The organism is Streptomyces sp. NPDC002680, assembly GCF_042889145.1.
In the GTDB taxonomy this organism is placed as follows: Bacteria; Actinomycetota; Actinomycetes; order Streptomycetales; family Streptomycetaceae; genus Streptomyces; species Streptomyces adonidis.
The window spans coordinates 864537-886486 of record NZ_JBIAQP010000001.1 but is presented as its reverse complement, the minus strand read 5'-3'; the positions used below and the strand labels follow the sequence as shown (position 1 = coordinate 886486).

28 protein-coding genes are annotated in these 21950 nt (G+C 69.1%); 4 read left to right on the top strand and 24 right to left on the bottom strand.

The window, feature by feature from the left end:
• Nucleotides 1-3 precede the first annotated feature (3 nt).
• Nucleotides 4-279 carry a hypothetical protein gene (locus ACFYXF_RS04070; protein WP_389347915.1) on the bottom strand — a complete coding sequence of 92 codons (276 nt, stop codon included), beginning with the start codon at nucleotides 277-279 and terminating at the stop codon, nucleotides 4-6.
• A gap of 159 nt (nucleotides 280-438) precedes the next feature.
• Between ACFYXF_RS04070 and ACFYXF_RS04065 the strand changes: the two genes are divergently transcribed.
• A complete protein-coding gene (locus ACFYXF_RS04065; protein ID WP_389347913.1) occupies nucleotides 439-813 on the top strand; it encodes a hypothetical protein in 375 nt (124 codons plus the stop codon).
• 12 nt (nucleotides 814-825) lie between these two features.
• On the top strand, nucleotides 826-1515 hold the full coding sequence (locus ACFYXF_RS04060; RefSeq protein ID WP_389347911.1) for an XRE family transcriptional regulator: 690 nt from the start codon (nucleotides 826-828) through the stop codon (nucleotides 1513-1515).
• A 97-nt stretch (nucleotides 1516-1612) separates the two neighbouring features.
• On the opposite strand, the gene ACFYXF_RS04055 is transcribed toward ACFYXF_RS04060, so the two are convergent.
• The 20 genes from ACFYXF_RS04055 to ACFYXF_RS03960 form a co-directional block, all read right to left on the bottom strand.
• Complete coding sequence (locus ACFYXF_RS04055) at nucleotides 1613-2233, bottom strand: hypothetical protein (RefSeq protein WP_389347909.1); 621 nt, start codon at nucleotides 2231-2233, stop codon at nucleotides 1613-1615.
• Between the two features lie 403 nt (nucleotides 2234-2636).
• A complete protein-coding gene (locus ACFYXF_RS04050) occupies nucleotides 2637-3482 on the bottom strand; it encodes a hypothetical protein (protein ID WP_389347907.1) in 846 nt (281 codons plus the stop codon).
• On the bottom strand, nucleotides 3479-5284 hold the full coding sequence (locus tag ACFYXF_RS04045) for a type IV secretory system conjugative DNA transfer family protein (protein WP_389348459.1): 1806 nt from the start codon (nucleotides 5282-5284) through the stop codon (nucleotides 3479-3481). The genes ACFYXF_RS04050 and ACFYXF_RS04045 overlap by 4 nt, the downstream gene beginning before the upstream one ends.
• Before the next feature lie 24 nt (nucleotides 5285-5308).
• Nucleotides 5309-6088 (bottom strand): DUF317 domain-containing protein, encoded by a 780-nt coding sequence (locus ACFYXF_RS04040; protein WP_389347905.1) that lies wholly within the window; start codon nucleotides 6086-6088, stop codon nucleotides 5309-5311.
• On the bottom strand, nucleotides 6085-6687 hold the full coding sequence (locus tag ACFYXF_RS04035; RefSeq protein ID WP_389347903.1) for a hypothetical protein: 603 nt from the start codon (nucleotides 6685-6687) through the stop codon (nucleotides 6085-6087). The genes ACFYXF_RS04040 and ACFYXF_RS04035 overlap by 4 nt, the downstream gene beginning before the upstream one ends.
• 172 nt (nucleotides 6688-6859) lie before the next feature.
• Nucleotides 6860-7471: a hypothetical protein gene (locus tag ACFYXF_RS04030; RefSeq protein WP_389347901.1), complete on the bottom strand. Its 612-nt coding sequence runs from the start codon at nucleotides 7469-7471 to the stop codon at nucleotides 6860-6862.
• On the bottom strand, nucleotides 7468-8331 hold the full coding sequence (locus ACFYXF_RS04025) for a DUF317 domain-containing protein (RefSeq protein WP_389347899.1): 864 nt from the start codon (nucleotides 8329-8331) through the stop codon (nucleotides 7468-7470). The genes ACFYXF_RS04030 and ACFYXF_RS04025 overlap by 4 nt, the downstream gene beginning before the upstream one ends.
• Nucleotides 8322-8540 (bottom strand): hypothetical protein, encoded by a 219-nt coding sequence (locus tag ACFYXF_RS04020; RefSeq protein ID WP_389347897.1) that lies wholly within the window; start codon nucleotides 8538-8540, stop codon nucleotides 8322-8324. Before ACFYXF_RS04020 ends, ACFYXF_RS04025 begins: the two co-directional genes overlap by 10 nt.
• A 61-nt stretch (nucleotides 8541-8601) precedes the next feature.
• Entirely contained in the window at nucleotides 8602-9417 is an 816-nt protein-coding gene (locus ACFYXF_RS04015; protein ID WP_389347895.1) for a DUF317 domain-containing protein, read from the bottom strand.
• The gene (locus ACFYXF_RS04010; RefSeq protein ID WP_389347893.1) at nucleotides 9414-9800 is read right to left on the bottom strand and encodes a hypothetical protein; all 387 of its coding nucleotides are present in this window, start codon (nucleotides 9798-9800) and stop codon (nucleotides 9414-9416) included. Before ACFYXF_RS04010 ends, ACFYXF_RS04015 begins: the two co-directional genes overlap by 4 nt.
• Before the next feature lie 264 nt (nucleotides 9801-10064).
• Nucleotides 10065-10376 carry a DUF317 domain-containing protein gene (locus tag ACFYXF_RS04005; RefSeq protein ID WP_389347891.1) on the bottom strand — a complete coding sequence of 104 codons (312 nt, stop codon included), beginning with the start codon at nucleotides 10374-10376 and terminating at the stop codon, nucleotides 10065-10067.
• Nucleotides 10377-10511: 135 nt separating this feature from the next.
• Nucleotides 10512-10709 (bottom strand): hypothetical protein, encoded by a 198-nt coding sequence (locus tag ACFYXF_RS04000; protein ID WP_389347889.1) that lies wholly within the window; start codon nucleotides 10707-10709, stop codon nucleotides 10512-10514.
• Nucleotides 10710-10746: 37 nt separating this feature from the next.
• Entirely contained in the window at nucleotides 10747-11160 is a 414-nt protein-coding gene (locus ACFYXF_RS03995) for a hypothetical protein (protein ID WP_389347886.1), read from the bottom strand.
• A 42-nt stretch (nucleotides 11161-11202) separates the two neighbouring features.
• Nucleotides 11203-11958, bottom strand: coding sequence for a hypothetical protein (locus ACFYXF_RS03990; RefSeq protein ID WP_389347884.1), 756 nt, complete (start codon nucleotides 11956-11958; stop codon nucleotides 11203-11205).
• A 593-nt stretch (nucleotides 11959-12551) separates the two neighbouring features.
• On the bottom strand, nucleotides 12552-13463 hold the full coding sequence (locus ACFYXF_RS03985) for a hypothetical protein (RefSeq protein ID WP_389347882.1): 912 nt from the start codon (nucleotides 13461-13463) through the stop codon (nucleotides 12552-12554).
• Nucleotides 13460-13894, bottom strand: coding sequence for a hypothetical protein (locus ACFYXF_RS03980; RefSeq protein ID WP_389347880.1), 435 nt, complete (start codon nucleotides 13892-13894; stop codon nucleotides 13460-13462). Before ACFYXF_RS03980 ends, ACFYXF_RS03985 begins: the two co-directional genes overlap by 4 nt.
• 35 nt (nucleotides 13895-13929) lie before the next feature.
• The gene (locus tag ACFYXF_RS03975; protein WP_389347878.1) at nucleotides 13930-14367 is read right to left on the bottom strand and encodes a hypothetical protein; all 438 of its coding nucleotides are present in this window, start codon (nucleotides 14365-14367) and stop codon (nucleotides 13930-13932) included.
• 105 nt (nucleotides 14368-14472) lie between these two features.
• Complete coding sequence (locus tag ACFYXF_RS03970) at nucleotides 14473-14970, bottom strand: hypothetical protein (RefSeq protein ID WP_389347876.1); 498 nt, start codon at nucleotides 14968-14970, stop codon at nucleotides 14473-14475.
• Nucleotides 14971-15006: 36 nt separating this feature from the next.
• Complete coding sequence (locus tag ACFYXF_RS03965) at nucleotides 15007-15348, bottom strand: hypothetical protein (protein WP_389348458.1); 342 nt, start codon at nucleotides 15346-15348, stop codon at nucleotides 15007-15009.
• Between the two features lie 355 nt (nucleotides 15349-15703).
• Entirely contained in the window at nucleotides 15704-16249 is a 546-nt protein-coding gene (locus tag ACFYXF_RS03960) for a hypothetical protein (protein ID WP_389347873.1), read from the bottom strand.
• Between the two features lie 319 nt (nucleotides 16250-16568).
• Here ACFYXF_RS03960 and ACFYXF_RS03955 point away from each other — a divergent pair, with 319 nt between their 5' ends.
• The gene (locus tag ACFYXF_RS03955; protein ID WP_389347871.1) at nucleotides 16569-16877 is read left to right on the top strand and encodes a hypothetical protein; all 309 of its coding nucleotides are present in this window, start codon (nucleotides 16569-16571) and stop codon (nucleotides 16875-16877) included.
• Between the two features lie 25 nt (nucleotides 16878-16902).
• Here the strand turns inward: ACFYXF_RS03955 and ACFYXF_RS03950 are convergent, their stop codons facing one another.
• The 3 genes from ACFYXF_RS03950 to ACFYXF_RS03940 all read right to left on the bottom strand — a co-directional run bounded on the left by ACFYXF_RS03950 (nucleotide 16903) and on the right by ACFYXF_RS03940 (nucleotide 18930).
• Complete coding sequence (locus ACFYXF_RS03950; protein ID WP_389347869.1) at nucleotides 16903-17430, bottom strand: hypothetical protein; 528 nt, start codon at nucleotides 17428-17430, stop codon at nucleotides 16903-16905.
• Nucleotides 17430-18179: a glycosyltransferase family 2 protein gene (locus tag ACFYXF_RS03945; RefSeq protein ID WP_389348457.1), complete on the bottom strand. Its 750-nt coding sequence runs from the start codon at nucleotides 18177-18179 to the stop codon at nucleotides 17430-17432. Before ACFYXF_RS03945 ends, ACFYXF_RS03950 begins: the two co-directional genes overlap by 1 nt.
• A gap of 616 nt (nucleotides 18180-18795) precedes the next feature.
• Complete coding sequence (locus ACFYXF_RS03940) at nucleotides 18796-18930, bottom strand: transposase (protein ID WP_389347867.1); 135 nt, start codon at nucleotides 18928-18930, stop codon at nucleotides 18796-18798.
• Nucleotides 18931-19894: 964 nt separating this feature from the next.
• Between ACFYXF_RS03940 and ACFYXF_RS03935 the strand changes: the two genes are divergently transcribed.
• On the top strand, nucleotides 19895-21808 hold the full coding sequence (locus ACFYXF_RS03935; RefSeq protein ID WP_389347865.1) for a tetratricopeptide repeat protein: 1914 nt from the start codon (nucleotides 19895-19897) through the stop codon (nucleotides 21806-21808).
• Nucleotides 21809-21950 lie beyond the last annotated feature (142 nt).

Below are 21950 nucleotides of genomic sequence, written 5' to 3'. Positions count from 1 at the left end.
GTCTCAAGAAGCCAGTCCGAAGTCGTCCTGTACGGGCTCGGCTTCACCCCGGCAGGCCCAGGGAGAACAGCCATCGGCCACGCCGTCCTCCAACTCCTCGGCCGCAGCGGCAGGGTCGTCGAGTTCCTGCTGACGCGCTGCCCATTCGGAGGCCGTGACGTGGTCGATGGGGGCCCGGCTGAGCGGTACGCGGGAGCGGTGCAGGAACGCGTGCCCGAGCAATGGGTTCCCGGAGGCGCGGGCGTTGCCCTGGTGGATGGCCGCGTCGAAGGCGACCACGTCCGCCCATTCCTCGGGACTGGTGTCCCGGATATTTCGCCACTGCTGATTTCCGTGAAATCGGCAAGTTATTGAGAATCGAGACAGGGTTGTGACCCTTCGTTTGTGGCAGGCGAAGCCTGAGTGGGGTGAATAGGACGGACGTGGTAGACACGCGGCATGGCTGCGTTCTTGGCGTTCTTCGATGGCTCGACCACCACTTGGAGGGTGAGCTCAGCCGTTGTGACTGCTGCGATCACGGACCTTTGGCCGGAGGTCGAAGTCGACCCGACGCGACGTAGTGAGGCATGTGCCTTCACCTGGAACTTCTGCACGGATGAAGGTCCGTGTGAGGTAGCTATGCCGGAAGATGAAACGGGCCTCTACTTGGATGCGGCCCTAGCGGACTCTGCGCAGCTCGCGTGCTTGCTTCGCCAGTGGATGCCGGACTCTGTCGACTTGGTGTTCTGCGATCAGGGCTACAACTTCGATGTTCGAGTAAGCCCGGGTGCCACCGTGGCGAAGCTCATCGAAGAGGTGGACGATCAGCCCTGATGAGACTGTGCCGTGGCAGAGAACGTTCGCCTGGTCAAGGGGGATGGCTCTGTCGACCGGTGGGACAGTGTGGCCATGGAGATTGCCAACAGCACGCTGACGGTGGACGTGATCGCGGCACTGACGTACTGGCCAGACGTCATCTGGGGAGGTCAGAAGAACCCTCCGGACCCGGTGGATCTCACCGTTCTGCCTCCCTTCTTCAACGAGGTGTTGCAGGAACTTCCCTGGTGGAACCGCGACTGGAAGGTCAGCCAGGTTGAGCCGGGTCTTCCCCTGGAGATCGAGAGTGATCACCACGGTCACCCTTCAAGGTTCACCGAGGTGTCAGTGCCGGGCACGGTCGGTTCCAGCGGTGGTGAGAGCCTGCCTTTCGTCGCGAAGGTCGGGTTTGCGGGCGACCAACTGATCCGATTTCAAGCCAAGATCGGCGACGTGGTCCTCGCTCCTGCCCTTGCCCCTGCTGGGCGACTGGAGCCACATCCGTTCGCAAGGGTGCTCACCGGGTTGATGGACCTGCGTGGGATTCCGGTCAAGGCGATGGCAAGGGACACCGCACGATCGATGTCCACGATCCACATGCTCCGCAGCGGAAGGCACAACCCGGATCCGCTTCTCACCCAGGAGATCGCCAAGGTTCTGTGCATGTCCGAAGCGGACATCAGAGTCATCGCTGGACTCGACGACGGCAGTACGCGGTAGCTGACAGGCGACGGCGTCACGATGCCGCGTTGGTACTGCGTCAAGCGACTCGCTCACCTGGCGTCCTTCTGCCGGGTGACGGCGTCCGTGAGCTGGGTCAGGGGGATGAAGGCGGACGCTGTTCCAAGTTCCTTGGGCGTGGGCCCGGCAGGGGTCGGGAACTCTTATACAGCCGCCCGCCATCCACGAGTGCCTTGAGGGCGTTGTACTGGGTGAGCGTGAGCGCGGGACCGGTCGCCTGCTGTGCGGATGCCGTCTTGCGGTGCTGCACGGAGGTGAGGTTCTCGGTGCTGTCGTGGGCCACGTAGCGACAGCCGGACGCGCTCAGGTCGAGCTGGTGGGCGGCATCGCCGAGGTGCCCGGCCATGCGCGGAACCGCCTCGGCGTGCCGCGCGGTCCGCGACGACGCGTCGTCGGTCGGGTGGTCGGAGAGCGGCGCGCCCTCGTATGGGTTGGCGGAAAGGGCGTTGGCGAGGTCGGTGCCGGCGAGTGATGAGGTGTACACGACCGAGGCCATCAGCTCCAGACCGGCGGGGCTGCCGGCGAGGCTGGTGTACGCGCTGTCGTCGAGGGCGGTCAGGTGCCTCAGGGCGGTGGCCGTGAGGTTCTGTGCGGTGAGCAAGAGCGGGCCGATGCGGCGCAGCGCGTCGGTGCCGGGGGGTGTGGGAGACGTCGTGTATGCGTGCGCGGAGGGCTTCGAAGTCCTGTGCCAACTCACGGAGTTGGCGGACGCGGTCGTTCAGGTCGGATGGGGGCGTGGAGATGGGGTGGCTCCTGGAGGGGCGGCGGTTCAGCGGCTTCGGGCGGGCGCCTGAGTCGCCCCACACCGTCGTTCCGAGGGAAGGACGGTGTGGGGCGATGAGCCGCTCTCAAAACGCCGGGGTGGGCGGCGAGTTGAGGACATTTCGTGCGCTGGCGGACTCAGATGGGGCCCGTGAGGTGCAGGGGTTCGTCGGCGGCGGCACCTTGCTGACGATGGCGCTGCCCGTTCGGCGGCGAGCGAGGCGGCGGCTGACTTACCGGCACCGTGCCGACGGAAACGGCACCTGGAACAGCCGTCCGTCGATCTCGTGGCGGAGGCCGGGTTGAGGGAGAGCAGACTCCGGGGGTGGGAGACGCGGTCACCGGGAGCGCGGGCGATGCTGCTGGGGCGAGCCGGCTGACCGGCCTGGTGAGCCGGAGCGGACTGCGGCGACCCGTGCCTGTAGTGCCGTCGGCGGGAGTTGGAGGGCGGAAGCGAGCCCGGCCACCAGGCTGGTGCGACCGGCCTGGGTGAGATGAAGGCGCCAGCTGGCGAAACTCGGGTGCTTGACTTCGAGTTGGACCAGGCCCCGGGATTCCAGGGAGTTGGTCGTGGCCCGGGTGACGTGCAGATTTCCGTCGCAGAAGACATGGGTACGGTCGGCCTGTTGGGACAGGGAGACGGTGCCGAGGGAGACCTCGCGCAGCACGGCGTACTGCAGAGCGGAGAGCCGCTCGGTCGGCGCCGTGACGGTGGTGGCGATGTCGGCGGGCGGCAGGACGGAGGCCAGTGTCTCGACGGCGTGGGTGCACGCGGCGGGCACCTGGGCGAGCAGGCTGTGGGCGGCATGCAGGGGCTTGCTGGCCGCAGCGGCGAGCCGGCGGTCCCAGTGCACTCCTTCTGCTTCCGGTTGAAGCCGGCGGCCGTGGGTGACGAGTCCGGCGACGATCTGCTCGGAGGCGAGTTCGACGAGGTGAACAGAGGTGACGAGCCGCGATGTCGTCTCGCGGATCTCCCGGTGCGTGTGGGACAGGACCTGGCAGGTGCCGGACCAGGGACGCAGTCCGGAGGCGATCGCATCGGCTGTGTCCGCGAGTTCCCCGAGCGCGGGTAGCTTCAGCGGGAGACCGATATCGAAGGCGCCCCATAGATCGTCACGCAGCGCCACGGTCTTGCTTCCGAGTGCGTACAGGTCGACGAGCGTGCGGCGGGCGGGAGTTGTCATGCGGCCGTCCCGAAGTCATCTTGCTGCGGTGCGTGTTTGGCGACGGCGCGGGCGGTGATGGCCTTGGAGGCGCGGGCGGAGGCGGCGGACAACTGGTCGGCGCCGGGCTCCAGATACCAGGGGCGCAGGTCGAGCATGGCGACGCGCATGCCGGTGGCGTAGAGGAGGGCGGTGCCCTTGGGCAGGGCGCGGATCGCGTCCGCGGGCAGGATCCGTTCCTGCCGCATCGACACGGAGGTCGACTTCCCCGACTCGGAGGTGGACGTCGAGGTGGTCTGGACGTCGTGGTCGCCGATGAGGCGGGAGAGCTTGTCCGCGAAGTCCGGGTCGTCGATGCCGGAACCGATCACCTTGACGGTGGAGGCGGACCACATGGCGTCCATGCCCGCGTCGCCCCAGACCTTCTGGCCCTGGCGGTAGGACTGCAGGATCGTGATCGGGATGATCCCGCGCGACCCCAAGTGGCTGTACAGGTCCGGGAGATCGCTGATTTTGCACACGTTGGCGGCCTCGTCGAGGATCGCGAGCATCGGCGGGTCGAGGCGTCCGCCGGCGCGTTCGGCCTGGGCGGTCGCGGCCCGCATGACGGAGTCCGCACAGGCCGCGATCAGCGCGGAGGCGCCGCCTCCGCCGTCCTTGGACAGCAGGTACAGCGTGTCGGCAGAGCTGACGAACTGCGAGGGCCGGAACTCGGGTAGGTCCTTCTGCGGGGTGACCCAGGCGGCGATCTCACTGTTCAGGAGGGCTGCGGCGTACTGGCGGGCGGTCTCGTAGATCCCGTCCCGCGTCTCGGGCGGTCCTTCGACGGTGCCCTTCAGCTGCGCGGCGACCGCGGTGAAGCTGTGGTCCCGGAGGATGTCCAGCGGGGTGCGGTCGGCGGGGAACGCGAGCCACTGCATGACGTCCGTGATGGGCCGTTCGTCGAGCGCGGCGGCGAGGAAGAGCTGGGAGAGGATGTTGCTGCCGGCCTTGGACCAGAAGTCGCCCTGCTGGCTCGCGTCCACGGACGCGGCGAGGAAGTGTCCGGCCAGGCGGCCCGCGCCGTCCAAAGTTGTGGCGTCGGCGAGCGGGTTCCACCACATACGGCGCTCGGCATGGGCGATCTGCTGCGGGTCCATCGACCACACCCGTCCCACGGCGGCGCGAGCGTCGAGGGTGGCGGTGTACGCGTCGCCGGCTGCCTTGTTCGAGGTCAGCAAGACCGCGCCGGGGGCCGCCAGGATGGAGGGGATCGCGAGGCTGGTGGTCTTGCCGGAGCGCGGCGCCATGATCGCGACGGCGACGTCCTCGTAGCCCATCCTCATCTCGTGGCGGGTGCCCTGGAGGTTGCCGAGGAGGATGCCGGTGTCGGCAGCGACGATGTGCTTGGCGTTCTTCAGACTCGGGCGCAACGAACGGGCCTTGGCGGTGATCGCCCTGGCCATCAGCGGCTCGACGTCCCTCGCCTCGGCCATCCCGGCAATCTTTCCTTTCCGTCCGCCGTCGGCGCTCCTGCGGCGGGACCAGACGATCGCGATGGTGGCGGCAAGGGCGATCATCAAGGTGGCAGGGATGACGCGGGCGCCGACGAGCAGGGACGTTTCTCCGGCGGTCGGCCAGAGCCGCTCGGGATGGAGGAGGGCATCGGTCGGCTGGTACGGCGCCCAGGTGCCGGAGTCGGCGAACCGGACGGTGAGGTTGCCGCACAGCCAGGCGAGGTTGGACAGAGGGACGGAGACGGCGAGGATGCCTAGGAGGAGTCTGAAGGCGATGTCGTAGCCGTCGCTGCTGGAGGGGGCGGAGGGGCTGTTGGGCAAGGGCAGGGTTCCGGGGTAGTGGGGACCGGGTCAGCGTGTACGGCGCGGTGTCGGCAGTGGCCCACGCGGTGGTGAGGGTGCCTGATGTCGGCCGCGGGTGGAGAGGTCCTGGACGCGCTGTTCCAAGGGATCCAGTAGGTCGGCCGGACTGTCCGGCGGGACGGCGGTCCGGACGTGGGGGCGGACCCGGCGGGGCAGACCCCCAAGAACGCGGCGCAACGGTGTGGGATCGGTCAGGGCGCGGGCTAGAGGAGTGATCAGGTGGGTTGGGGTGTTGCCGTCGAGGCGTGCCTGCCAGACCAAGTCCTCGGGGTCGTCGCTGAGCGCGGTGGTGATGAGCCAATGGTCAAAGCCGCGAAGGGCGAAGTGGTCCACGTGGACGCGTCCGTCGGGAGAGGTGAACCAGTCGTCGTCGGTCTGATGCCAGTCGGCCTGCCGGAGCGGCTCGAAGGGATTACTCACGGCCGTCCCGGCGGGCGGCTGGGGAGCGGTGAGGGCGTCGGTGAACGCGGCGAGGATCTCCACCGGGGTGCGGGCTCCGAATCGGGCGTACCAGGCGGGGTGTTCATCGGTGGGGGCGTGGAGGATCGTCCACCACGGCTCGTCCGGGTCCGGGGACAGGCGCAGTCCGGCCTGTTGGTCGGGCCGGATCAGATGGACGATCGGGGAGAGCGGGGTGTGGTTGTAGCGCCATCCGTCGACATGGTGGAGAGCGGCCATGATCCAGCGTGGATCTCCGCCGCCGGCCAGATAGGGCGGGCTGATGAGAACTTCATTGGCCCCGTCGGGCTGGACGTACATCGAGTTCATCGCCGTGGTCCGCGTGTTGTGTCAGGGGATGGTGGCGGAACAGGGGGTGCCGCGCCATTCTTCGTACGCGGCATGTGGCGTTCGAAGTGCTCGTTGACGAGCCAGATCGACGATACGTACAGAGACAGCTTCCGTACGGCGTACCAGGCTTTGGCGTTGCGCTCCTCGATGAGGGAGTTGTACGCCGGCGTTCCCGCCACGGCTGATGAGGGCAGGTTGTCCAGGCGGATGCGGTAGGCCTCTTCGAGGGCGTCGAACTGGTCGAGGGCCTCTTCGCTCCATGTCAGCTCGGAGTACCAGTGGCTGGTGTTGGTGCGGCCCACAACCTCATCCACCTGAATCTTCTGTGCTCGCGCGATCGAGATCAGCTCGCGAAGAATGGCCCGGAGCGGCGCGACTGTGTTCCAGACGTCGGCGTCACGGCGGGTGATTCGCCGTCCGAACGGCTGATCGTCCTGCGCCGCTTCCCTGGGGTCGTCCGACAGGTAGATGTATTCGGTCCAGCCAGCCAGGGAGACGGTCTCGGTGAAGAGACGGTTCGCGAGTTGATCAAGGCGCTGCTGGTGGGAGGGGCTTGGCTGCGAGGGCGTGCTGGTCACAGGGGGGCCTTCATGAGCTGGGCGGGGGCGAGGATCGCGCCGTCCTGGGACTGAACGGGGGACCCCGGGGCGGCCGGAGGAGATGCCGTCCGGGCGGTACGCGGAGGGGCGGTTCCACGGGCGGAGTCATCTTGCGCGGCGCTGTACGTGACGATGACGGTGTCGGGCACGGTCACTTCCGTGCTGGGCTGCGGCGGCCGGGAACCGGGGCTGGGGTTGTGGCCGGCGTGGGGGCTAGCACGGAGGGGGTGTGCTGGGCGGCGGAGTGGATGTCCTGGATGGCGTGGTCGTGGGCGGCCCAGTCGTCGAGGCATGCCCACGCCTCGGCGTGGTGGACGGCGAGCGTGTCGTCGAAGACCTCGGTCCCGGGGCGTGCGTCGGCAGGCAGGCTGTCGAGGGTCTTCAGCCACACGTCGTGCAGGGAGTCGAGCCGGTCGAGTGCATCGTGCAAGACGCCCAATTGCCACACCCAGCGGTTCTGCACCGCGCGGGCGGGCAGGACGGTGAGCTGGACCTCGGCGGTGGCAAGCAACTGGTGCGCTCCCTCGCGTACGGGCTCGAACGCGAGGGCGGTGTCGGCGTCGCGCCGACTGGCACGCCGACCGTAGGCGTCATCGTCGTACGGCCAGCCGTCGGGATCGGTGTGCTGGTCGGAGTAGGCGTCCCACGCGGCCAGGATCCGTTCACTGGTGTTCAGGAACGTGGCGAACTGGTCGAGGTGCTGGTGGTGGAGGGCGCTTTGAGAGGAGGGGGTGGTGGCCACTGCGGGTCTTTCGTCGGTCATCGTGTGCGGGTGGCCGAAGGCATGGCGGGAGCGGGCGCAGTTGGTGAGGGGGAGGTTCCCAGCCGTTGGCGGCGTCGATCGGCGCGGACCCGGGCCTTGATGTGTGCGAGGCGCTGCTGGTGGGCGTCGGCTATGTCGGTGCCGGTGTGGTGGGTCTCCTCGTGCTGGACGGCGTGGTGCCAGCCGTGCTGGCCCCAGCCGCGTAGTAGCGGTTCGGCGCTGGTCAGTGCGGTCACGAGGCCGGTGACGGCATGGGTGGGCGTGTGCCCGTTGAGGTGGCCGGACCACACGTGGCGTCCTGGGGAGGCGTACTTGGTGGCATCGGCGGGGTACTCCGTGACGCGGATGCGCCAGTCGCGGTACCGGGTCTCGTCGCGGTAAGGATGGTCGCAGGTCACCGTCGCGCGCCGGTCGGGGGAGGATGCCTCCAGCCCGGTTCCGTCCTCGCTCTGGGTGACGTTCCATCCGGCCCTGCGGAAGAGGTCCCACGGATCGGGCAGGTCGGGCGGCTTGGGGAACAGGAGTGTGTCGGTGAGCCCGGCCAGGATTTCGGCCGGGATCTGTCGGGTGAAGGAGGCGTACCAAGTAGGGGAGTTGGGCGGGTGGATGGTCAGGTTCCACCAGTTGCCGGATGGGTTGAACTGGGGTGCGGCCGTGAGGCGGGCCAGGAGGTGGGGGCCGGTGACTTCGGTCTCCGGGGAAGCGGGGTCGGAGGTGATGGTCCAGCCTGCGGCGAGCAGGGCGTGGGTGACGTGGCGGGCGTCGCCCGATCCGGCGAGATGTCGGGGGCTGGTGGCGCGGGGGATCGTCGACTCGTGGTCGCGCCGGAAGGCGGCGAGCTGCCGCGCGGTCACCGGCATGTCCCACTCCCTGCGGTAGCGCCGCGCCCGATGCGGATCGGGGGCTGTTGCAGCGAGCGCCGTGTCTGGTGGAGCGGTTGGCGCAGCTGGTGAGCGGCGGCGACGTTGTCGGCGCTGGAGTGTAGGTGGGCGGTGAACCCGGTCAGGCTGTGGACAACCCTGTGGATATCTTCGGTGGTGGACGCGTCGTCACAGGTCAGATCGATCATGAACCTCCTTGCGGTCGAGGGGAGTTGGGGACAGAGGGTGGGCGGGACCGCCGGAAGCGGGTCAGCGGCGTCGGCCGCGGGCCGTGGCGTACGGGCTGGTGGCGGCGGACGGAGTGCGGGTACCGGTGGTGGCGAAGCGCGCCCAGGTGGCGGCGCGGGCGGCAGCAATGCGGGCCTGCTGCCAGGCGGAGAGCTGGGAGGGAAGCACCGACACGGACGTCGTGCGGATCCGGCTCGTGGACGGGACGTGTTCGCGCGGTCGCATCACGGGCTGAGGGTCGGCCAGCGCGGTGGCGAATGCCTCGATCAAGTACAGCGGGGTGGTGGAGGTGAACACGGCGTCCCAGGTCTGCCCGTGGTCGGTGCGGGCGCCCGCCCACCACAGAGCCTGGCCGTGCTCGGCGGGGCGGTACTGCAGCCAGGTGTCGCGGCCGGGATGTACGGCGGAGAAAACATGGTCCTCGCCCCGCTCGGCCGTCCAGTCTTGCTGCTGAAGTGGGGCCCAGGCGTTGGGCGCGTGCGCGGAGCGGGGCCGGGTGAGGGCGTCGGTGACACCGGCCACGATCTCCACCGGAGTCTGCCGACCGAACGTGGCGTGCCACGACGGCTGAGCACCGGCGGCCTTGCCGGAGACGGTCCAGCCGCCGGGTTCGGTGTGCGGGTCGTAGCCGATACACACCTGGTTGTCGGGGCTGTCGAAGACGAACGGGCCGCCTCGGGGGGAGGAGTCCTTCCAGCCGGAGGCACGCAGGAACTCGGTGACATGCCGCAGGTCGCCGCCGCCGGCAAGATGACGCGGCTCGATGAGGTAGTGCTGCTCGGCCTGTTCCGCCCCGGCGCGCGGTGCACTCCAGCCGGTCCACTGTTTCCTGCTCACCGGCGTCGCCTCACGACCATGGCGGTCGGCACCGGATTCGGCGCCGTCGTGGGAGTCGAGGTCCCGGTGCCGGCGAGGGCGTCGAGGACCTCGGTGTGCTCGTCGAGGTCCAGGTGGATGTCGTGGAGTTCGTTGGCGGCGCGGCCCATCGCCAGCCAGACCTCGGGCGGAAAGACCCCCTGCTCGGAATGGTGCCTGGCGGACTGGGAGCCGGTGATCAGCAGCCCCGTGAACCGGTCGAGGATCCCGTCTTCACTGAGGACGGTGGCAAGGATGCGGGCGGCCTCGTGCGGTCGGGCGAGCGAGAGATGCTCAGCGAGTTGCCCGAGCTGTTCGGCGATCGCGCGGGCGTGGGGAACCAGCGAGAGGGGAGGGTCGGTCATGGGCCTCTTGGTGGCAGACGGGTCAGGGTCAGGTGTGGTGACCGAGGCGCCGGGACTCATTCAGCGCGGACTCGGGGCGGCCGGCGGCCAGTGGGTTGGCCCTGTCTTGGGAGCTCAGGACGAAGGCACGGAGGTATCGGCGGAAGAGGAAGACGGCCAGACGGGGTGGACGATCAGCGGTGATCGATGGCGGACTTCGGCGTGGTGCGGGGATACGGAGAGCTCCTCAAACCGGGGGTGATAAGCGGGGAACCGGGGGTGTGGTCAATGCGCGCGAGTGCGCGCCGTGTGGCCTGCAGCGGGCGGCGGTACGGCGGGCGGTGAACCGGCGTGTTGACGGCCACGGGCTTCGGCGATCCGAGCTTCGAGCCGTGCCTGTTCGTCGTCGTAGCCGCGCGAGGTCTGGGTGAGGCGGGTGTAGGGTCCGCAGCCGTACAGAGGTGTGCCGATGGCCATCCGGGGCAGCGGGTCGTCGCGTGCGAGGCTGCGGGTGAACGCGGCGACGATGCCGGGTGGGGTGTGCGTGCTGAAGGCTGCTGTCCACCATCGGAATCCGTCGACCGTGCGGCCTGCCACGGGCGCGGCGCACGGCTGGGGTCGGGCTCCTCGGTGAAGCGGACCAGGCCGTCCGGTGACACGGCTGCGGGCGTTGCGGCAGCAGCATCTGTCGTCCACCCGGCCTCGTGCAACGGGCCGACGACGGCGGGGTGTTCAGCAGGTCCAGGCTCCCCGGGGTTTGAGAGCGACATGTAGACGGCCGTGAGGGTTGGTCAGGGCGGTGTGCTGGTCGATCGTGGACACGTCCCGCCAGTTGTGGCCGCTCAGAAGCAACTCGATCAAGTGGGCGCAGTCGCCTCCGTCGGCGAGATAGCCGGGCGCCGTCAGGACGTAGGGGGTGGGGCGGGGCACGCAGCTCCTGAAGAACGGACAACAGACCAGGGTGAATTCAGCCGGCGCGACGAGAACATCGGGGCCGCGAGTCCGCCCCGGCTACGGGTCCATGGGCGGGCGGTGCGGAGCGCCGGGCGCGCACGTCCGCAACGGCGCTGCGGTATGCGGCCTGGTCGAAGAGATGGTCCGCGATGGAGACGACGTAACCGGCCATCAGCAGCGGGGGAACGGCGCGGGAGGCGAGCTGCTTCTGCTCGTCCTCCCCGAGGCGGGCGGGGGTCTCGTGCCAGATGTAGACCGGACCCGCCGGGCCTGCGGGCCGGACAGTCTTGCGTTCGAAGCCGAGCTCGTCGAGCAGTGCGAGAAGCTGCTCGGGGGCGCCGGTGGGGGTGTCGGCGTGGACCGTGTAGGTCAGGGGCTTGCGGTAGATCTCGACGTCGGTGCCTTCGTCGTCGGCACGATTTCCCATGGAACGAACTCCTTCTGCGGCGCTACAACTCCTGAAGGTGGGTCACCGGGTCCGGTGCGGGACCCGTGCCGGTGAGGCGGACGGCTGAGCGGGCGCAGTGTCCAGCGCAGGCTGGCCGGGCGGGCGCGACAGCAGGACGCCGACACCCAATTCGGACAGGCGGTCGCCTACCGCTCGGACGGACGCGGCCACCCGGGCCGAGTCGCCGTCGGACAGCACGTACAGGTGCCGGCCTGCATCGAAGGTGAAGCCGGCCGCGGTCAGGGTCCGGGCGACGTCGTCGCGATCAGGCTTGGTGACCACGAGATCCTCGCCCGACCAGGTCATCACCACGCGCTGCTGATCGGCGGCCGGGGCTGTGGCGAGGCGGGAGACGTTGTCCCGCACCTGTGCCAGGGCTGCGTGGTAGCGGGGCAGCAAGCGGAGCGAGACGTGCTTGGCGGCACGGAAGGGGTCCTCGTCGACGGCGATGCCGTCCGGCTCGCGGACGCCGCGGAATGCCTCGGCGGGAAGACCTTCGGGCGCCATGGCGGCGATGAGGAAGCCGTTGTCATGGCCCTTGCGGTCCATGACGAACAGCCGGGTGCCATCCACGTGCCGGGTCAGAACGGCGTAGTGGTCGACGACGTACTCGGCCATGGCATCGGCGACCTGGTCCATGTCCCAGACGCTGGCGGTCAGTTCGTCGTGGTCGGTGTTGCCGCCATGGTCGGGGTGGTGTCGGCTGTTCCAATGGCCGGACAGCTCACCGGCGAGGACGGCGGCGAAGGAGGCGAGGGAGTCATCGAGCGCGGGCAAAGGTTTCCTTGGGGAAAGGCGGCGGGTCATCCTCGGCGGCCGGTGGAGACTGGCGCGGTGGGGAGAGCACCGGGGCTGGTGGGGATACGAGGTGGTGGGCAGGCGCAGACGGCGGAGGCTTCTGTCCCGCCCGGCCGGTCTCGGCCGTGCACGGCCGCCGAGCGGGGTGCGCGCCGGTTGGCGAGGCAGTGCAAACGCTGAGGGGTGTGTCGGTCGGCCGGCTGGCCGAGCCCGTCGTAGTCGGTGACCAGGATCAGCGAGGTGCCCGGGCGGTCAGAAGACTGTCGTGCGTGCGGTCAACTTCGTGAGGAGGTCGGCAGCTTCGTCCGTCGTGGCTGCTTCGCACAGGCACGCGGCGACACGCGACCTGGGCATCGAGCGGGAGTTCGTACGGTTCGCGGCCGTAGGCGTCGAAGGCTTCGTCGCAGTCGACGTGGTAGTGGACCGCGCGCCGCCGGGCGACGGGACGAACTCGGTGCGTTCCAGGATCCCGTGGGCGTCGGAGTCTCCGCCACGGCTGAGGACTTCGCCGGATCGAGCATCACGCCGGAGGGCCAACAGGCGCTCGGCCAAGGCCAAAGGGCAGGAAAGTTCTAGGGAGTTGAAGACGAACGGGCTGGCGTGGCCGAGGGCTGCGGGACGGCCGGAGCAGTGGTGGGAATCGCCCGGTGGGGTGCGGCGGCCAGGTCTGCCGCAGCGGTGTCGAGGTCCTGCTGGACGCCGTACAACCGGCGGGCGATCCAATCCAGTTGGTGCCGGGCTCGGTTGGCTCCGGGGAAGTCGGACTGCATGGCGAGGCACTGCGCCGTGTACTCGACGACCGCACGGACCGCGGCCAGCGGTCCGTCGGCCTCATTGCTCAGCTGGGCCAGCAGCGTCGAGAACTGGACCGAGGCGTTCGGGACGACGGGCGGCGAGGACGGTGAGTCCGCCGCAGGGGAGCGGAGTGAACGACATTCGGCGGTCGGGACGGGGAGCAGTCGGAGGTCGGATTCGATGTGCCGTGCCTCGTCCGACAGTTGTCGGAGCAGAATGTGGGGCTGTTTCTGCCAGGTGCCGTCCTCGCGGATGAGGCTCGCGAGCAGGTCGAGGCGTCCGGGCTGTGCCTGGATGGCGAACCAGCGACAGCCCTGCCCGTCGCCGGGGACCGCGAGGTGCGCGGTGCGGGCGAGGCGGTGGGCGATCTCCGACCACTCGGGTCCGGTGGGCGCCCGGTCGTCGGGGTGCAGACGAACCGTCGCGTGCCAGATGGCATCCCGGCTGCCGTGCCGGTCCGTGGTGGCGGGCCACTTCCAGCACAGGTCGTCCAGGCGCTCGGCCCACTCGTCGGACGTCCAAATGTTCGTACCGTCAGGGCGGTCCGAGGCGACGTAGTCCACTTGGCCCGGCCAGTGGGCGATCACCGTGTGTCCGGTCAGTTTCTCCTCGACGCAGACGGGACGGCCCAGCGCCTCGGCGAGCGCATCGGAGGCGGTGTCCCCCAGGGGTGCCACGCGTACGATCATGTACGCACCTCGGCGGTGCCTCGTCCGGCCAGCTCGCGAATGTCCTTGCTGGCCGCAATCAGCGATGGGTCGCGGACCAGGTCTGCGTACACAGACGCATCGCGGGGCGGCGACAGGTCCAGCTTGCGGTCTATCGTCTCCAACGCGGCCTGATGCCGGTCGAGTTGACGTGGAGTGCCCGCTGCGCGGAAGGGCACGATCGGATCGGCGCACCCGGCGAAGGGCGGTCGGGCGGCGATGCTCGGTATCGGCTCCGCATGCGGCAGGCCGAGCACACCTTGTCCGCGAGCCCGGACCATCGATGCCGCGTCGGTGCACGCCTGCGCCGATTCCTGCCAGGTGGCGGCGAGTTCCCGCAGGTCGCGAGAGCGCTGGTCGGGCCACTGGTGACCGGCTGCGGTGTTCCCGGCCAGGCTGTCGGCACGAAGCAAGGTGGGGGCGGGTCCCGGGCGACGGGCAGGACGCGTCATCGTCCGCCCCGGGCATCAGTGACGTGCACCAGCTGGTTCAGATGGGTGAGCGTGTACCAGCCGCAGTCGAAGGACCTACTGGTGACGGGCGCCTTCGGCAGCACGAAGTCCTCCAGCGCGCGCCGGTGGATCAAGCAGTCGGGGCAGTGGTGGCCACGGTGGATCATGTAGCGGGGGTGGGCGGTGATGAACGTACGGTCGCCACCGGCCGGGTTGCGCAGCCGCCAGCCGTCCTCGTCCGTCGGCAGATGCCAGGAGGGAGCGACGATCGCCATGATGTCGCCGACCAGGAGACCGTTGGCGACGCGCTGAGGGATCACGACTTGGTCGCCGGGGGCGAAGTGGGCGTGGGTGATGTCCCGTCTGGCGGTCACCGTCTCCAAGGAGGGTCTCCAGGCGGCGGGGATGTGCGTGGGGCCAGGAGCGTCAGACACAGCAGGGGTCCTTCCACGAGCAGCACGGGTGGCGGTGGAAGGCCAATCCTCCGGAGCATCCCCGGTTTCGGTAACCGGGGAACGTCGGCTATAACCGCGGGTCGGCTACCGGTACGGATTCTCGGAGCCGCGGTCGTTGTCGGTGGCGGCGTCGAGGAGTTCGGGCAGATCGGTGCCGTCGGCATCCCTTTGGTCGATCCACCATCCGGCCCGGCTGATCGTGCGGATTCTCTCCTCCAGCACCGCCCAGTCGGTCTCGTCCCAGGTGCCCTCCGTGACCAGGGCGGCGTACGCGCGGGTGGCCAGTTGGTGACGGGAACGCTCGCCCCAACCTTGGGCACGTTCGGTGCCCTCCAGCGGCGGCATCTCGAATTGCTCGGCCCATTCCGCGGCGGCCTGCTGCTCTGCGGCACGTCGGGCGGCGAGCCATTCCTCCCTGCCGGCTGCGTCGCTGTCACGCGCGGCCTTCCAGCAGTCGTTGCAGTCGCGTTCGGTGAGCCAGCGGGCGAATCCGGCCCGCCGGTCGGCAGGGCGGTCGGACAGGTCGTGCGTGATCTCGTGTCCGCAGGCGTGGACAACGGTCCAGATCTTCTGGACGGCCATAGACGGGAAGTCTCCTTTGGTCGGGTGGTGTACGGGTCAGCGGTGCTGCTGTCGTCTGCCGGACGGCGGTGAGGGCTGGGCGGTCGTCGCCGTCCTCGTACGGAGTGCCGTCGGCGGGGCGGATACGGCGGGGGGTACGGGACGCAGGCCTGGGTCGAGGTCGACGTGGTAGCGGGCGGCGGTGAGCATGTCGGCCGCCCAGCTGGCGTGTTCGTTCTCCCAGGCGCGGCCGAGGTCGAAGGGCAGTCGGACCCACTGCCCGCGCAGGGTGGGGAACGTCATGAATCCGGCGCGGGCCAGGATGCTCGCGGCGAACGCGTCATACGGTCCTTCGACTTCGACTTCGCCGCCTGTGCCGCGGGTGATGCGGATCGGCACGCTGGTCAATTCACAGGCTCCGCCCTCGGTCGTTCACGGGGGCCTCGCCGGTTGCTGGCCGGAGGCCGGGCAGTCGTCGGCGTGGGAGCCGGATCGAGCGTGCTGCTGGCCTGCACTGGATAGCCGAGGTGGCGCAGGTCGTGGATGGTTTGACGGGGGCGGTGCAGTCCTTCGCGTCTCGGCTTGGTGAGCCGATGCAGGCCCGGCGAGAAGTGATCGGGCTCGAACTGCTCGCGCACATGGAGCCGTTCAGCGAGGTGAGAGGTGGAACTCGCGGCGACAGTGACGACGAAGCCGTACTCGGGACGGACACGGAAGCGGAAGTGGTCGGACAGACAGGGAACCTTTCGGCTGGTCAGCGGTGTGTGGTCGGCGGTGGGGGAGGGGGCGGTACGGCGGGCAGGGTGGAAGTAGGGGGTGCGGTGGCGGGCGGTTGGCCGGGACCGGCGGGGGCCGCTGAACGGGCGATGCGTGCGAACGCCGTGCGTTCGGAGAGGCGGACACCGAGGGCCGGCAACACCTGCCGCCCGAGCCGGGTGCGCATCGGCCCCGGCGGTTCCAGGGCCTTGTGTAGCAGGAGTCGCAGGTCCCTCAGGCGGTCCTGCCACGCCTTCATGGCCGGCGCGCAAGAGGCGAGGGCGTCGCCGAGGCGGCGCACGAATTCGGCGTCGGCGGGATGGTGCGCGACCGTGGTGGTGCAGTTGGCCACCACGCCGGGTGCGTGGGTGAGAACGGGCAGGAACTCCAGCCAGACCCGTTCGGCGAATGCCTTCATTGCTTCCCGGAGCACCGTGGGCGAGCGCAGGGGCATGCCGTCGCTGAAGCGCCCGGAATCGCGCATCGTCCTCAGGGTGTCGTACTCGGCGCGGATCGCGTCGAGGGCGGTGATCACCGCGTCCATGCGTCGTGCGTGCAGGGCACGGTGGTAGACGGGCAGGAAGGGTCGTGGCGACGGCTTGTGCCGCAGGCCCGGGCTGTGCGGGCAGGGCGATGCTGGAGGGCGAGAACACGTTGTTGTAGCTGTTGTCGAACTCCTGGCGGGGTGCCATTACCCCGACCAGGTAACCGAGCTGGGGATCCGGGCCGCGCTCCGCCAGCAGCAGCTCGACGCCGGTGGCGCTGGTCAGCGTCGCCGCGTACGGAACTCGCTGGTCCTCCACCGCGCGGACGAGCTCACCCAGGTCCCACAGTCCGGGAAGCAGGTCCCCCTGCCAGATGGGATGGGAGTAGACCTCGACCTGGGCGGTCCACTTGCCGGGCAGCAGTTCGGCGATTCGTTCGGCGATGTCGCCGAGGAACGGACGGGAGCTGAAGGTCACGGTGGTGCGGTGATGGCGGGCCAGGAGCAGCAGCTTCGCTGCGGTGGCCCGTACATCGGGGCCGGGCGTGCTGTGGTTGCCGTCGGCCCGCTTGGTGAATCCGGCCTGGTCCAGGGCGGTGTGCGCCCACTGGTACTGCGTGCCGTGGGCGAGGGCGACCAGGCCGGCGGCGCGGCTGTAGGCGAGCGTGATCTGGGCGGGAGGCGGTGACAACTCGGCTTCCTTCGAGGGGCGTTCAGGGGCGGGTCCGCCGCAGCTCTTGCGGGGCGACGGTCGACAGGGTGCTCGGCCTTGTCGTACGCGGTGCGGAGGGTCCGGGCAGGGGAGTCGCCGTGCGCAGGTCGGCGGCGGTGTATCGGAGCCGTGCGCGGGCGGCGACGTACTTCTCGGCCGTCAGCATCCGCAGTACCTGGGGATCGTTGCGCGGATGCGTGTGGGCGAGGTCCGGTACGGCCTCGTGCTGGAAGCCGGTCGTGGCGTAGGCCAACGCTTCGGCCAGGGTGCCCAGAGCGTGCGCCATGCCCGCGGTTGCCCGGGCGAGCCGGACCAGGACGGCACGCTCCGGTGCGTGGACCGTCGCCGGGGCGGTGAACCGCTCCTGGGTGCGTTTAACGGCGTGTTGCAGATGGCGGGAGAGCGTGGCGATGTCGTCGGCGAGCGTGACCGGGTCGACGGCCTCGGGGCTGGTGGGAAACTCGGCGGCCTGTTCGTCGAGACGTCGGGCCAGGTATTCGAGTGTGCTCTGGGAGACGGAGGAGGGCATCACGCCACCCCGGCCTGCTTGCTCGTCGTCCGGGCGGCGAGGGCGGCTCGCAGGCTGTGTCCGTAGTTCCACGCATGCTGCCGGGCTGCCGGTTCCAGGGCGTTATAGGTGTCCTGGCGGGTCATCTGGCCGGGGCGTTTGCGGTAGCGGTAGACCGGGACGGGCAGCAGGAGGCCCGGTGCGAGGCAGGTGACGCCGATCGCGCTCATGTAGTCCTCGCCCTGGACGAGTCCGCCCATCGGGGCGGCACGCACCAGATCGGTGCGCGCGAGGATGGTGGTCGGGCCGAGCGGGATGGTGTCCTCGGGGTTCTTCCAGTAAGTCCAGACATCCCCGGCCTCGTGGCGGCCGGGCGGGGTCGGACACCGCCACAACGTGGTCGAGCGGTCGGGGTGGAGGTCTTGGCTGTATCCCGCGCACCAGCCGAGGCCGGTCTTCTCCAGTACGTGAAGCCGTACGGCGAGGGAGGCAGGTGTGAACTCGTCATCGTCGTCGGCCCAGTTGACGTATTCGGTGCGTACGTCGTTGAGGGCGAGGTTGCGGGCGCAGGCGGCGCCGACCGGCCTCGGCAGGGCGAGGACGCGCACGCGTGGGGCGTCCGCGAGGGGTGCGGGCAGGTGGGTGGGGTTGGCGCCGTCGAGGGCGATGACCGCCTCCCAGGGAACGCTCTGGCGGGTGAGGCTCTCGTGCATGGCCGTCAGGTGACCGAGCCGGTCGGGGCGCAGGCGGGTGGCGATGACGACCGTGATCTTGGCGGTGAGGGAGCGCAGGAGGGTCTCCGCGGCAGAAAGGGGCGGCCAGGGGGCAGCGGCGGGGCGCCGTACGAAGCGCGGTGGTCGCTGCCGGAAGTGCGACCGGCGACCTGGGGCCGGCGGTCCGCGAGGGGAGGGCGGCCGGGATCGGGCGGCCGGGTCGCCAGAGGTGGGGGTCGTTGCTGAACTGGGTCCTGGGGTCGGTGTCCCACAGGACGACAAGGCCGCGGTCCTCGGCGTGGAGGGCGATCACTTCGATGCCGGTGTTGTTTGCGCAGTGAGTGTGTCCCGCGCTGGTCGCGTCTCGTTAAGCTGGATTAGCGGGGGACTCAATTTCCCGCCGAAGCTGGCGTTCGTGTCCCTTTGCTGGGTTGCTGGATGTCACCTCTCGGAGTGGTGCATCGAACCGGCCTGCCATCAGATGCCGTTGTAGCCGGAGGCGCTCTTGGCTTCGGCAATGGTGTGGATCAGGGCGTCGGCCTGTTCGGCTCCACGGGTGGCAGGCGTTGACGCCGCAGCAGGAATCGCTGGTCGCGCTCGCCTCAGCCTTGTTGCTGGTGGTGGGCTTGGTGGCGCGGACTATTGCGAGCGCATGCCGCATCCGCCGTCCGCGCTAGCCGGCATCGGCCTCGGCCCGCCGGATCCAGCCGCGCAGGGACTCGGGATGCACTCCGAGATCGACGGCCAGCTTCTTGATCTGCGGCTTCGGATCGGAGGTGCGGTACATCCGCACCGCACGCTCACGCAACTCCAATCAGTACTTTCTGGGGGCAGCGACATGGTCACAGGTCCTCTCATGAGTCCCATCTGACCCGCTGTCAGCTCCCTTCGCATCCCGGGGTGCCTCACCTGTGCCGACGGCTGCGTAGCCTGACACTTGGTTGCGTTCCGGATATGGATGGTTGCTGGCCGCAGTACGCTGGTACCTCTGGGCTGTGGGCAGCGGGCCTTGCCCACGGGGTGTTGGTGGGTGGGGGCGGCATGCTCGACCAGGGACTGATAGCCCTTGCTTCGGCGGCTGGCACGGCGGTGGTACAGGCTGCAGGGACGGACGCCTGGGAGACTTTCAGGCTACGGTTGGCTGGGTGGTTCGGCCGCGGAGACGCCGGGCGGGAATTTGTGGCACTGCAGCGCCTGGAGCTCGGTGCAGCCGAATTGACAACCGACGGCGTGACGAGTCGGGTGAGGGACCGTCAGCAGGTCACGTGGCAGACCCGTTTCGAGACTCTGCTAGAGGACCTGGAGGAAACCGGGCGCGCGCAGGCCGCAGCTGAGCTACGGGAATTGTTGTCGGAACACGCCCCGGCCGTCGGCGATGTGTCGGCTGGCCGCGACAGCGGGGTGGTCGGCGGGGACGCTCACATTCAGGCCGATCAGGGGTCCGCGGCGGCTGTACGCATGGGAGACGTGGCCATTGGAAACCCTCCGCAGCCGGACCAGCCCCAGGGCTGACTGGTCCGGCCCTTTCCAGCCCGCCGATTGCCGCGGATACGGCGATCACTGCTATGGGCGGCAGTGTTGCCGCCTCGCGCATTGACCGAGTGGAGCACTACGCCGCGCCTCGGCCCCCGGTGGCCTGGCCGTGCCGCGTCGGGGTGGTTCCCAGAAGGGCGGGCTGTTTCCAGGATCGTGCAGAGACGAGCCTGCTCAACGGCACTGGGCCCGGCCGCGGGACCCTCGTACTGTCCCAGCTACTGACCGGGCTGGGCGGGGTGGGTAAGACCCAACTAGCTGCCCATTATGCCGAAACGTTGTGGGACCGCGGAGAGCTCGATCTGCTGGTGTGGATCACCGCCGTCAGCCGAAACGCGGTGTTGGGCGCCTACGCCAGTGCCGCCGAGCAGATCTTGAACATCGGGCAGGCCACGTCAGGGGCCGATGAACGATTCCTGAGCTGGCTCGCCGGCACAGACCGGCGCTGGCTGGTCGTGCTGGACGACCTCACCGTTGTTGATGACCTCACCGGCCTCTGGCCCCCCGAGACGCAGTACGGAAACACCCTGGTCACCACGCGCAGGCGCGATGCCGCCCTGACCGGTCGCGCCCGGAGCGTCGACGTCGGCGTCTTCACCGAGCGGGAAGCAACCAGCTATCTCGCAGCTGCCCTCGCTGCTAACCAGCGCAGCGAGCCGGAGCCAGAACTGCACGCGCTTGCCGAGGACTTAGGATTCCTGCCGCTGGCTCTGGCACAGGCCGCCGCATACATCGTCGACGCCCACATCGGCTGCGCGCACTACCGCAGTGAGTTGCGAGACCGCGCACAGCGCCTCGCCGGGCTCGCGCCGTACTCACTGCCCGACGAGCAATCCCGCGCGGTCGCGGCCACCTGGGACTTGTCCATCGATCGCGCAGAGAAGGAGGGCCCTCCCGGTCTTACGCGTCCGGTGCTCCAGTGCTCCAGCTTGCTGGATCCGAACGGAATCCCGGAAACTGTCTTCTTCCAACCTACGGTTCTCGACCACGTGTCCCGGCAGCGCGAGCGGGCCCACAGCGCGCCCGAGATCACCGCCCGGACGATGCGTGAAGCGCTGCGCGTCCTGCACCGGCTCAATCTGATCGACCACAACCCCGACAGCCCTCACCTGGCCATCCGCGTCCACCAACTCATCCAACGCGTCACCCGCGACAGCCTCCTCCCCGGACGTCTCGACGAGTTGGCCCGTGCCGTCGCCGATGCCCTCCTCACTGCCTGGCCCGACAACGAACGGGACACTGACCTCGCCCTGGCCCTGCGGGCCAACACTGCCATTCTGACCGGCAACGCGGAGGAGGCACTCCATCGTTCCGAGGCGCATCCGGTCCTCTATTGCGCGGGCGACAGCCTTGGCCATACCGGCCAGTTCGAGGCGGCTGCCCAGTACTTCGAGCACTTCGTCGACACCTGCCGACGCCGTCTCGGTCCCCTACACCCCAGCACACTGACCGCGCGCCACCACCTCGGCGACTGGCAAGGGGAAGTCGGCGAGTACGGGGAGGGAATCGAGGCTGTCGACACACTCGAAGCGCTGCTGAACGACATGACCCCGGTGCTCGGCCCCGATCACCCCGACACCCTCAACACCCGCCGCGTTCTGGCCAACTGCCGCGCCAAGACAGAGGGGCCACCTGCCGCATTCGCCGAGCTCGAACGGCTGCTCAACGACATGGTCCGGGTCCTCGGACGCGATCACCCCCACACCCTCACCACGCGTCGGCTACTGGCCGGATGGCAGGAGGACCTGGCTGACGCGATCGACGCACACGTGCAGCTGCTGCCCGACCTGGAGCGGGTACTTGGCCCCGATCATCTCGAAACCCTGGTCGCCCGCAGCGAGCTCGCACACCAACACAGCTTGCGGGGCGAGATGGCCGAGGCTCTGGAGATACTTGAAGAGGTCGTGCCACACATGATCCGCGCCCTCGGTCCCACCCACCCGTACACCTTGAAGGCCCGCAACCAACTGGGACGCTGGCAGGGCACGGCGGGCTACGTGATCAGCGCCATCGACACGTACGAGGAGTTGCTGGAGGACCTGGAGCGCGCCTACGGCCCCGATCACCCCGACATCGAAGTCGCGCGGAACAATCTCGACCACTGGTACTGGTCGCGGCAGCCGCCTTGGTTAAGAGACGACTGGATGTACTGACTCGGGTTGTCGGAGGAACGGCATCAATTGTTCGCGGGAGAACACATGCCTCAGCTGTAGGAACCGATGGTCTGACTGCCGGGAACGCCATCCCTCGGGAAGGCTTCCCCGACAGCCCCCAGGACTCCCAGCCCTCACTGGA

Coding starts and splice junctions, on each gene's coding strand:
- ACFYXF_RS04065 (WP_389347913.1), top strand. CDS start 439: ATGGCTGCGTTCTTGGCGTTCTTCGATGGCTCGACCACCACTTGGAGG.
- ACFYXF_RS04050 (WP_389347907.1), bottom strand. CDS start 3,482: ATGACAACTCCCGCCCGCCGCACGCTCGTCGACCTGTACGCACTCGGA.
- ACFYXF_RS04040 (WP_389347905.1), bottom strand. CDS start 6,088: ATGAACTCGATGTACGTCCAGCCCGACGGGGCCAATGAAGTTCTCATC.
- ACFYXF_RS04030 (WP_389347901.1), bottom strand. CDS start 7,471: ATGACCGACGAAAGACCCGCAGTGGCCACCACCCCCTCCTCTCAAAGC.
- ACFYXF_RS04025 (WP_389347899.1), bottom strand. CDS start 8,331: ATGCCGGTGACCGCGCGGCAGCTCGCCGCCTTCCGGCGCGACCACGAG.
- ACFYXF_RS04020 (WP_389347897.1), bottom strand. CDS start 8,540: ATGATCGATCTGACCTGTGACGACGCGTCCACCACCGAAGATATCCAC.
- ACFYXF_RS04010 (WP_389347893.1), bottom strand. CDS start 9,800: ATGACCGACCCTCCCCTCTCGCTGGTTCCCCACGCCCGCGCGATCGCC.
- ACFYXF_RS03995 (WP_389347886.1), bottom strand. CDS start 11,160: ATGGGAAATCGTGCCGACGACGAAGGCACCGACGTCGAGATCTACCGC.
- ACFYXF_RS03985 (WP_389347882.1), bottom strand. CDS start 13,463: ATGATCGTACGCGTGGCACCCCTGGGGGACACCGCCTCCGATGCGCTC.
- ACFYXF_RS03970 (WP_389347876.1), bottom strand. CDS start 14,970: ATGGCCGTCCAGAAGATCTGGACCGTTGTCCACGCCTGCGGACACGAG.
- ACFYXF_RS03960 (WP_389347873.1), bottom strand. CDS start 16,249: ATGGACGCGGTGATCACCGCCCTCGACGCGATCCGCGCCGAGTACGAC.
- ACFYXF_RS03955 (WP_389347871.1), top strand. CDS start 16,569: ATGGGAGTAGACCTCGACCTGGGCGGTCCACTTGCCGGGCAGCAGTTC.
- ACFYXF_RS03950 (WP_389347869.1), bottom strand. CDS start 17,430: ATGCCCTCCTCCGTCTCCCAGAGCACACTCGAATACCTGGCCCGACGT.